Source organism: Geodermatophilus maliterrae, from assembly GCF_041018925.1.
In the GTDB taxonomy this organism is placed as follows: Bacteria; Actinomycetota; Actinomycetes; order Mycobacteriales; family Geodermatophilaceae; genus Geodermatophilus; species Geodermatophilus maliterrae.
The window spans coordinates 19,150-28,913 of sequence record NZ_JBFNXQ010000067.1; the positions used below are offsets into that span (position 1 = coordinate 19,150).

Below are 9,764 nucleotides of genomic sequence, written 5' to 3' on the forward strand. Positions count from 1 at the left end.
CTTCAGTTCTCCTGCAGCGCCCGCCCGGGCCCGGCACAGGCCGGGGTGCGGGTTCGCTCACCGCCCGAGGCTCGGGGTGACACCGCGCGCGGGTCGTGGCCCGTGGCGCTCTGACTCGGGCCGCGGGACAGGTACGAGGTAGCCGGCCAGCCCCCGCGTGGCGGCTCGGCGCTGGTGCTGCTCGGTGTCGTAGCGGTCACGCCAGGTGTCGCGGGCTGCGCTGAGCCGGTCGGGCGGTTGGCCCAGCGGAGCCGGGTCCGCCTGCAGGTCGGCAATGCGGGCCCGGGCGGCGGCCAGCTCGTGCCAGGTGGTGGCGACGGACCGCTCGAGGGCGGCCAGCCGCCCTGCCGGATCGGCTGCCCAGGCGATCGGTCCGAGCGGATCGAGCCGTTCGGCGCGCCGGTGCTGCGCCTCGGCCAGCGCGGCCTGGGCCTGCTCGCCGGCCCGCCGGGCGGCCTCGGCGGCGGCGCACAGCCCGGGCTGTTCGGGATGCTGCTGTTCGGCCGCCCGGCGGGCGGGGGTGTCGAACGCTCGCCACAGCGCAGGCCGGTCGTCAAACCGGTCAGCCACCCGCGCCAGCTGTTCGATGTCGGTGGGCAGTCCGGGCAGGTGCGGGCGCCACCGATCGGCCCAGCCGGCCAGCTGTTCCCCGGCCCGGGTGACGGGTGCGCGCTTGAGCCCCCACCAGCCGGGCCCGTCGAGCACCGCCCGGGCCGCGGCGCGGGCTGCTCCGCGCTCGGCGTCCCAGGTGGCGAGCAGCCCCTCCCGGATGCGGTCGGCGGCCTCGGCTAGGGCGGCACCGGCGGCCTGCACCCGCTGCGTCGCCTGCTGGGCGGCCAGGCTCGCCTGCCGGGAATCGGCGTCCAGCCGGGCCAGCTCGCCGCTGTGGGGGGTCTCCAGCACCACGGCTTGGCGCAGCGCGTCACACCACGGCTCCAAGGCGGCAAGATGGTCGAGGCAGCGCTGCTCGACCGTCCAGGCCGCGTGCAGGTCGGCCAGCACCCGGTCGAGCGGGCGGGATGTGGCGTAGCGGGCCGCCTCGGCGGCGGCGAGCTGCGCGGCGTGGCCGGGGCCGAGGTCGGCGCGGTCGCGGTCGAAGACGGCGATCCACTGCTCGCGCGCCTGGTCGGGGTCGGTGGCGATGAGGTGGGCGGTGTTGGCGGTGCGGCCGCGGGTCATCCCGACATAGGCCGACGCCGCCCCGGTGTGCTCACCGACCACCAGGTGTCCGGTCAACACGGTGTCGCCCTGCGCGCCGTGCGCGGTGGAGGCATAGGCCAGCTCCACGTGTGAGGTGACGTAGCCGGCGGGCAGCACCCGCTCCCCCACCCTCGCCGGGGTGACACCGGACGGGACGGCGTTGATGGGGGTGACGTCGGCCGGGATGACAGTCAGGCAACCGCCCTGGCCGACGGCGGTGACGGTCCAGGTGTCGCGGTTGGCCACGCTGAGGTCACGGTCGTTGCGGCGGGTGGCGACCCGGTCTCCGACCCCGATCCGCTGCCCGCTTCGGGTGGTGACGATCCGGGTGTCATCGACCTGCCCGTCGGTGACCAGCCGGTCGCGGATGGCGGCGCTGAGCTCGGCGGCCTGCTCGCGGGTGTCGACGACCACCGCCACCTGTTCACCGACCCTGTAGGAGGTGGCGGAGGTGGCGGCGAGCGCCTCCTGCAGCGCCGCGGCGTTGGGGTGCAGGCTGATCCGGCCGCGGACGGCCAGCGCGTCAAACACCGCGCCCGGGTCCTCGCCGGTGCGCATCGCTAGGGTCAGCTCGGCGTACTCGGCGTCTGGCTCCATCCGGCCGGCATCGTCGGTGCGGGTGAACCGGTGCACCGTGTCCAGCATCAGGTGGCCGGCCGGGTCGACCCGCTCGGCGGCGAGGTCCAGGACGCCGCCGCGGCCAACCGCGGCCAGCTGGTGCCGATCGCCCAGCAGCGCTAACCGGATCCTGGCCTCGTCGGCGACGGTGAGGAGGGCGCGAGCGGTGTCCTGGTCGAGCATTCCCGCCTCGTCGACGACCAGCAGGTCCCCCGGAGCAAGCCTTGCCCCAGCCTCTGGGCCGGCATGAGGGACACCGGTGACCGGGTCGGTCTGGCCGGGGGACAGCCGGGTCCAGACGCCGTCGTCCCAGCGCCAGCCGTGCTGATAGGCCACCCACGCCGCCGATCCGGTAGTGGTGCCGACTTCGGTGGCGGCGACCTTGGCCGCCTTCAGCGTCGGAGTGACCACGGTCAACCGGCGGCCTTGGGCTGCGAGCAGGTCGCGGGCGGCGGCCAGCAGGGTGGTCTTGCCCGCACCGGCCGCGCCCTCGATCAGGATCAGCGGCCGGTCACCGGCCAGCGAGGTGGCCGCTTCCGCTTGGCCGGCGTCCAGCCGCGCCAGCGCGGTGAGCGGCAGCGCCGGCTCAAACCCTGGCCACGGATCGGCCGCGGGAGGAGCGCTGCGGGCGGCGAATCGAGCCGTGAGGTCGTCCTCGACGTCGAGCACCGGCTGGGAGGTCCATGCTCGGATGTGCTCGGGCACCGCAGCCTGCCTGTCGTCGCGGTCCAGCAGCGGCACACACCGCGCCATCGTGCGTGCGGTCAGGTCCTCGGCCAACTCGATGCGGACCGCGGCGTCCACGACGATGCCCGCGGCGGCGATCAGCTGCTCGACCTCGCCGCGGACATCGGCGGCGTTCCACGCCGAGCGGGCGGCGGCCAGCCGGGCAAGCACGCGCTCGACCGCGTCATTCCGGTCCAGCCCGCCAACCGGAGCCGGGGTTAGGTCGACGGGGCGCCCGGGCTCCCGGTAGCCCAAGGCGGCCAGCTCGGCCACCCACCGCGAGGTCAGGTCGGTACCGGGTTGTGGGGTGACCTTGTCCGGGCGGCCCTCGGCCCAGGCCCGGGCATCCCAGGCCCGCCGCAGCCCCGGCCCGGGCACCTCACCGGGGTGCGCGGCCGTCCACTCCCGCTCGTAGCGGTCCACATTCCGGGCGATCTGCGCGGCTCGCGCGCTGAACGCCGCGGCGTAGGCCGCCAGCTCCGGCACGTCTCCGGTTCCGTCCACGGTGTAGCCGTGCGCGGCCAGCGCAGCCCGGAACTGCGGGTCGCAGGCGACCGCGGCGTGCCCGATCCCGTTGACCGCGGCGAGGAAGTCCCGCACGCCCACGGTATGCAGCCCCCGCCATCGCCCGGCGGCGAACGCCCGGGCGTTGACCTGCAGGTGCAGATGCCGGTGCGGATCCCCGGCCCGGGAGGTGTGGTGCCGCACCGTCACCGCCTCCAGCACCTCGACCGGAACCTGCACCTGCCCGCCGCGCGGCCCCACCCGGGTGGTGACGTGCTGCGAGAGCCAGCCGATGATCTGGGCCGCGGTGCGGTCCTGCGCGGCGTCGTAGGCGGCGGCAGTATCGGGGTGCAGGGCGGCGGCCAGCGACCAGGACTTGGGGCCATTGACCACCACCTCGACGAACCGCACCGCCCGCTCGTCGGTCCGCAGCCGACCCCGCGGTTCTCCGGTGTCGGGGTCCCGGCCGGTCACCCACGCTTCGTAGCCATCTCCGGCCAGCGCGGCGAGCTCGGCCACCCGCCCGCCACCGGCGGTGTAGCGGCGCGCAATCCCAGCGCCCTCGGTCAGGTAGTAGTCATCGACCCGGCCCCGGCCGGCCTCCACGTAGTGGCGGGCCGCCGCTGGCGCGCCGGCGTAAATTTTGAGGCCGCCGTGCATTTATCAACGCCACCCAACAATGACCAACACGCCACCCCCGGAAACGGCAGTGGGCCCCGCGAAGCGGGGCCCGGACTACCAATATTGGTAGCATGCGTGCCGTTCTTCAGTGAAGGCTTGAGGAGCAGCGGTATGGATTGGGCGTTATGGGCGGCAAGTCGTCGTAGGTGTCATCGCGTTGATCGCTTGTGGCGATTGTTGATTGCATGCAGAATGCCGACTGTCTGGTGACGTTGGGCTCTGCGATGGCACCGGTTCGCGGTCACGCAGCACCTGTCTGCGAAGCAGTGGCGTAGGTGTCGAGCGGCCAGCGGACGACGCGGCTCGACCGGTGGAGGGGTCCCTGTTGTCCTCCCTGTGTGGGACGGCTCACCGGGCGGGCCTTACGGGACGGCAACCGGGGGCACGTGCTGTGTCCTGCGACGATCCCGGTTGAGGTTCGCCTTCTAGAGATCGTTGAGGGCGGGGGTTACAGAAAGGATCCGAACTCAAGTCCGGTGCTGGCGAAGAAGCCGGCCAGCAGCCCGGAGCGGTACTGCATCCGTCGCAGCCGGGTCTTGGCCGGCGCGGTCAGTTCGGCCAGGTCGTGCTTGGTCAGATTGGCCAGCGACCGCTTCAGGTGCGACCACACCGGCTCGACCGGGTTGAGCTCGTGGCCATACGGCGGTAGCCGGAACACCGTCAGCCACGGTCGAGCGGCGATGCTCTTGGCCATCGCCACGCTGACGTGGGTGTTGAGGTTGTCCCAGACTCCCACGATCGGTCCGCCTAGCTGGAAGTGGGCGGCGTCGAGCAGGGCGGCGTGGTCGGCCTCGGTGAACCCCTTGCGCCGGGGCTCGCGCCCGCCGCCGCGCCGGTAGCGGTGAGTGCGAAAGATCAGTCGGGGCCGATGTCCGGGTCTGGCGGCCAACAGCGCAGCCAACGACAGCCGCGGGCTGTTCGCCGAACTGACTCTCACCACCGGCGTGCGGCCACGCCGGCCTCAGGTACGACCCTTGGGCGGCCTCAGCCCCTGACCGGACTCGTCTTCGACGACTCCCCAGGCGCCCAGGTCCGCCGCCGTCGTTTTATCTGCGGCCAGGTCTCCTCCCGCCAGACGGCGATCTGCTCCTCGTCCCGTTCGGCGGCCTGGCGAGCGGGCACCTGCACGCTCCAGCCCAGCCGGTGCAGCAGCAGGTCCAGCCCGGCCAAGGTGTAGTCCACGCCGAACCTCGTCCGGACGACCTCGGCGATGCGCGGCAGCGTCCAGCACTGATCGACCCAGCCGGCCACGGCAGGGCCGGCGTCGAGCACCGCCTGCAGCTCGTCGAGCTGGACGCCGCTGAGCTTGCAGTGCGCCCCGCCGGGGCCCTTGGAGGCCAGGGCCGGGCGGCCGCCGGCGCTCAGCGCGCGGTGCCAGCGGTTGGCCGACATCCGGGTCACCCGGAAGCGCTCGGCCACCTCTCGGTCGGTGGCCCCGGCCTCGAAGTACTCGGCTGCGGCCAGTCGCACCCGCTCCCGGCGGGCACGCTCGTCGGCGTCCAGCCCGCCACCATCGGGATACCTCATGCCTCTGGCATAGCGCAGGCAGCACCGGCTGTCAGCAGGCTCCTAACGTCCGCCGTTAAGGACCTCTAGGCGATCGCCACCCACGAATTCGCGCCGGCCATCACCGCCTGCGGCGCGAGCAGCAGCACCGACTGCAGACCGTGACGACGGCCCCAGGGCCGCGAGGATCAGGAACCGACGCCAGGACCTGCAGTAGCCGGATCGAGTCGGCCGCCTACAGCGGCGCCGACGGCAAGTCCGCGGCTTTCACCGCGGGAATCAACGCGGACGGGGAAGATGAAGTCGCGGGCACGGGCCTTCTCGCTGGCGGTCGACGGCGTAGGGAACCTCAGACCACCACATGGCCGTGCCGGCCTACATCCGCCCAGTTCAGGCCGCTACTTCGCCGAATTTGACGCGGCCCTGGGTCGACAACGATCTTAGGACGTGTCTGGCGGATCACGGTGGCCAGGTCAGCAGTGCGGCGAGGGTGATCGCGCCGGCGTAGTTGCGGGCGTGCTTGTCATACCGAGTGGCCAGCCGCGCCAGTGTTTGAGCTGGCAGAAGCCGCGTTCGATGCCGTTGCGGCGGGCGTAGCGGCCGGGGTCGAAGCCCGGTGGGCGGCCGCCGGCCGACCCGCGCCGTTGGCGATGGGCGGCCTGGTCGGCCTTCTCCGGAATGGTGTGGCCGATGCCGCGGGCGCGCAGCAGCCGCCGATTTGCCCTCGAGCTGTAGCCCTTGTCAGCGACCAGGTAGTCCGGCCGGGTCCGCGGCCGACCCGGCCCCGTGCGGGCGACCCGCAGCGCGGCCAGCAGCGGGGCGAACATCGTCGTGTCATGGGTGTTGCCGGCGGTCAACAGCACCACCAGTAGCCGACCCCGCCCATCGGCCAGCGCGTTGACCTTGGTGGTCAGCCCGCCGCGGGAGCAGCCGATCGCATGATCGGCCAGCTCGGCAACGACGGTATGCGCCCCATCCCCCCGCCAAGCCGGCGTCCGCGGCGGCTGCCTGCCTGTCCGCGGCCAGGAGGTCACTCAAGGCACCCGGCGTGTCCTTCGAATTCCGGTCATGCTGGAGGCCGGACGGCCAGATCTTCGGGTACAGATGCGGGTGCAACCGAAGCCAGCCGTCCGTCTCGGGCCGCTGAGGTGGAGAGCCGGCATTGGAAGAGGGGTACGGAGGATGGACCGTCCGAGCTGGGTCCCGGCCGAGGTCGACCTGAGTCGCCCGAGTGCGGCCCGGGTGTACGACTACTACCTCGGGGGTTCGCACAACCTGGAGGTCGACCGGCGCATGGCGCGGGAGGCCATCTCCCTGTGGCCGGACCTACCCGTGATCATGCACGCCAACCGTGCGTTCCTGCGCCGGGCGGTGCGCCACCTGGCGGAACGGGGCACCACCCAGTTCCTCGACATCGGCTCCGGCATCCCCACCGTGGGCAACGTGCACGAGGCCGCGCAGCAGGTGCACCCGGGGGCCCGCGTCGTGTACGTCGACAGCGACCCGGTGGCGGTGGCCCACAGCCGCGCGATCCTGACCGGTGACGAGCAGACCGCGGTGGTCCATGGCGACCTGCGCGCGCCGGAGACGATCCTGGAGGACCCGGCGGTCCGGACGACGCTCGATCTGGACCAGCCGATCGCGGTGCTCGTGGTCGCCGTCCTGCACTTCCTGAGCGACGCGGACGACCCCTTCGGGGCGGTGGCACGGATTCGGGACGAGCTGGCCCCGGGCAGTCACCTCGTCCTGTCCCACGCCAGCGCCGACGGACGTCCCGAGGCGGCCGCGTCGCACCGCGAGCTCTACAGCCGCACCCCGACGCCGATGACGATGCGCAGCCGTGAGGAGATCACGCGGTTCTTCGAGGGCTTCGACCTCGTCGACCCCGGGCTGGTGTGGTTGCCGCTCTGGCGGCCGGACGACCCCGACGCGGCGGCCCGGCACCCGGAGCGGACCACCGGCTTCGCCGGGGTCGGCCGCCGTACGTGAGCACGGCGGTGGCGGGCTCCCGGGACGACGGGGACCGGGCGGGTGCCACCGTCTCCCTGGACCCCGTCGGTGCCCTCGCCGCGCGGTGGGCCGACGCCGTCGCCGGGACCAGCTACGTGCCTCTGCAGCCGGACGAGCTCGAGGAGCTCCTGCGGGGCCTGCTGCACCGTCTCCTCGCCGCGCTCGACGAGCCGCCGGTCCACCCGGGGTCCGTCGGCAGGCGGGTGGGGGCTGCCCTGGTCGACGCCCACTTCACCAACCCGCAGTCGCTCTCCCAGACCCTGGGCGTGCTCCTGGACGGCGGGCCTGGCACCGGCGCAGCCGCGGGCCGGGCGGAGTCGTCCGGTGGACAGGAGGTGCCGCGCGACCTTGCACCTCCCGACCGCCGGTGGCACGCGCTTGTGGCGGCGGTCGCCGAGGGCTTCAGTGCGGCGTTGCAGGAACGGGCGCTGCGGGAACAGGAGGAGATCCTGGCCGCGGCCGCGGCGGCCAGGGAGCAGGTGCGGGAGGCGCTGCACGTCAGCCAGGAGCGCTTTCGCGCGGTCTTCGAGGGCGCTGCGATCGGGATCGGGATCGGCGACCTGGACGGCCGGATCCTGGAGGTCAACCCGGCCCTGGTCCGGCTCCTGGGTCATCCGGTCGAGGAGTTCCGCCGCCGTTCCGTACAGGAGTTCATGCACCCCGCCGACGTCGAGCACGTGTGGCGGCTCTACGGCGAGCTGATCCGTGGGGAACGGGGGCACTTCCGGCTCGAGAAGCAGTTCCTCAAGTCCGACGGCGAGTCGGTGTGGACCGACCTCACGGTGTCGTTGCTCCGTGACGGGGACGGCCGGCCCCGCTACCAGCTGGCGCTGATCCACGACGTCACGGCGCTGCGCCACCTGCGACGCCAGCTCGAGTTCGAGGCCCAGCACGACGCGTTGACCGGACTGCCCAACCGGAGGACGTTCCTCGCCCACCTGGACGCCGTCTTCGCCCGGACGGCGCCGGGTGCGCGGGTGGGACTGTGCTACCTCGACCTCGACGGTTTCAAGGCGGTCAACGACACGCTGGGACACGAGGTCGGTGACCAGCTGCTCGTGGCGGTCGCCCAGCGCCTCGAGTCCGTGGTGCGCGACCGCGGGCTGTCGGTCGCTCGGCTCGGCGGGGACGAGTTCGTCGTCCTCGTCCCGGGGACGTCGGGCAGCGCGCAGCTGGTCGCGCTCGCGGAGGAGGTCCTCGCCGCGGTGGCGCAGCCGGTGGAGCTGGGTGGTCGTCGGGTCGAGATCACCGCCAGCGTCGGTGTGGTGGAGCGGTCGATCGGCGACGTCGACCCGGCGGAGCTGCTGCGTGCTGCCGACATGACGCTGTACTGGGCCAAGGCGGACGGCAGGAGCCAGTGGGCGCTGTTCGAGCCGGAGCGCGACGCCAGGGAGATCACCCGGTACCGGCTGTCCTCCGCTCTGCCCGCGGCGCTGGCGGGGGAGGACCTGCTGGTCCACTACCAGCCCCTGCGGCGCCTGGCCGACGGCCGGCTGCACGGGGTGGAGGCGCTCGTCCGGTGGGAGCACCCGCGCATGGGGCTCCTCGGCCCCGAGAGCTTCGTCGGCCTGGCGGAGGAGTCGGGGATGATCGTCCCCCTCGGCCGGCATGTGCTCCGGGTTGCCTGCCGACAGGCGTTCTCCTGGTTCGGAGCCGGCAGGAGCGGCCCGTTCGTCAGCGTCAACCTTGCCAGCCGGCAGCTCCGGGACGAGCACCTGGTCGACGACGTCCGTGCGGCGCTCGCCGACAGCGGGCTGTACCCCCAGCAGCTCCAGCTCGAGATCACGGAGAGCGCGGTCATCGGCACCGACCCGCTCACCGGTCACACCCTCGAGGCGCTCTCCGAGATGGGGGTGCGCCTGGCCATCGACGACTTCGGTACCGGTTACTCCAACCTCGCCTACCTGCGGCGGCTGCCGCTCGACGAGCTCAAGCTCGACGGCTCCTTCCTCCGCGGACTGCGCTGCGAGGACGAGGCTGACCCCGTCGACGTCCAGCTCGTCGGGTCGATCGTCTCGCTGGCCCACCTGCTCGGCCTCACGGTCACCGCCGAGGGCGTGGAGACGCAGGCTCAGGTCACCATCCTGCGGGAGCTGGACTGCGACGCCGGGCAGGGCACGTACCTCGGCCGCCCCGCTGATCCGGCTGACCTCGGCCGGCTCTTCGACCCGACCTGAGGGCTCGCGGCCGTCCCGGGCAACGACCGGCCGCATCCCGACGCCGGCAGCGCGGCAGTCATCCCCGCGCCACGCAATGGGCCCGTCTTCTGTGGACATGGGGTCTCGTGCGCAAGCGAGGCACTGCCCGGCGACCTGACGTACTACGGCTCAACACGCGCCGAGACCTTGATGGCGGCCAGACGGCGCTGGTCCTGAGGCCTGGGTTCCGCCTCGACCGTGGCGGCATCGATGATCTTGTGCTTTGTAGCCGGACTCACCGCGCGGGCTGCACCCGCAAGGGCGGGCTCACCTGTACGAGGGCATGCCTGCTCGGAACGCCTGCGACGCGGCACGGTTCAG

Annotated in this window: 6 protein-coding genes; 2 read left to right on the forward strand and 4 right to left on the reverse strand. The window is 72.9% G+C overall.

All coding sequences use genetic code 11. From position 1 onward, the window contains the following. Positions 1–57 precede the first annotated feature (57 nt). The 4 genes from mobF to ABQ292_RS18440 form a co-directional block, all read right to left on the reverse strand. A complete protein-coding gene (gene mobF / locus ABQ292_RS18425) occupies positions 58–3,708 on the reverse strand; it encodes a MobF family relaxase (RefSeq protein WP_369209072.1) in 3,651 nt (1,216 codons plus the stop codon). A 469-nt stretch (positions 3,709–4,177) separates the two neighbouring features. After that, positions 4,178–4,669, reverse strand: a complete 492-nt coding sequence (locus tag ABQ292_RS18430; protein WP_369209074.1) for a transposase — start codon at positions 4,667–4,669, stop codon at positions 4,178–4,180. A 44-nt stretch (positions 4,670–4,713) separates the two neighbouring features. Further along, positions 4,714–5,256 carry a winged helix-turn-helix domain-containing protein gene (locus tag ABQ292_RS18435; RefSeq protein ID WP_369209076.1) on the reverse strand — a complete coding sequence of 181 codons (543 nt, stop codon included), beginning with the start codon at positions 5,254–5,256 and terminating at the stop codon, positions 4,714–4,716. Between the two features lie 452 nt (positions 5,257–5,708). Continuing rightward, on the reverse strand, positions 5,709–6,269 hold the full coding sequence (locus ABQ292_RS18440) for a transposase (RefSeq protein ID WP_369209078.1): 561 nt from the start codon (positions 6,267–6,269) through the stop codon (positions 5,709–5,711). Between the two features lie 148 nt (positions 6,270–6,417). On the opposite strand from ABQ292_RS18440, the gene ABQ292_RS18445 reads away from it, so the two are divergent. After that, complete coding sequence (locus ABQ292_RS18445) at positions 6,418–7,224, forward strand: SAM-dependent methyltransferase (RefSeq protein ID WP_369209080.1); 807 nt, start codon at positions 6,418–6,420, stop codon at positions 7,222–7,224. Beyond that, positions 7,221–9,422, forward strand: a complete 2,202-nt coding sequence (locus tag ABQ292_RS18450; RefSeq protein WP_369209082.1) for a putative bifunctional diguanylate cyclase/phosphodiesterase — start codon at positions 7,221–7,223, stop codon at positions 9,420–9,422. The genes ABQ292_RS18445 and ABQ292_RS18450 overlap by 4 nt, the downstream gene beginning before the upstream one ends. Positions 9,423–9,764 lie beyond the last annotated feature (342 nt).